The organism is Oleiphilus sp. HI0080 (genome assembly GCF_001635135.1).
The window spans coordinates 1-486 of the sequence record NZ_LWFU01000130.1 but is presented as its reverse complement, the minus strand read 5'-3'; the positions used below and the strand labels follow the sequence as shown (position 1 = coordinate 486).

The window sequence follows — 486 nt, the reverse complement described above, 5'->3', positions numbered from 1 at the left end:
GGCCATGCAATTCTTTTTCCCGAGCATGAAAACCTTAAGCTTCTTCATGAGTGGCCAGATTATTGGCGGTTTGAGGCTCATGTATATATCGGAGTATTTAATGCGCTTTTATTTTCGTCAGTTTGCGTTGGGATTTGGTTTTTTGGCTTTATCGATACAATAATAGGGTTATGGCTCTTTCTCGTCTTTGTATTAGCTAATGGAATAAACGCACTTAGTTTTTATTTTGCTAAAATCGCGGTTAAGAAGAGTTTGATCAAAGTCCGTGTTTGATTGGTTGTTATTTTTCGAGGCTAGTACTTTCTACTGTCTCGTATAGTTGAGGTGAGTATCGATAAATATCATTCACTCGCCACTGCGACCTGCGCTTGTTGTTTTTAGCGTTCTCCGGGTCGAATTTTGGAGCCGGGTCTAGGAAGATCGTTCCGGCTTCTAGAGCGTCCAAGAGATGCTTCATGCTCGTTTTCTTGCACCATAAAACTTCGC

1 protein-coding gene and 1 pseudogene are annotated in these 486 nt (G+C 41.4%); one reads left to right on the top strand and one right to left on the bottom strand.

Going from position 1 to position 486, the window contains the following annotated elements:
• Positions 1-273: hypothetical protein (locus A3751_RS23355; protein ID WP_231876813.1), on the top strand; the 273-nt coding region annotated here is incomplete at its 5' end.
• 7 nt (positions 274-280) lie between these two features.
• Here the strand turns inward: A3751_RS23355 and A3751_RS01615 are convergent.
• Positions 281-486, bottom strand: a pseudogene (locus A3751_RS01615) (hypothetical protein); the annotation flags it as partial.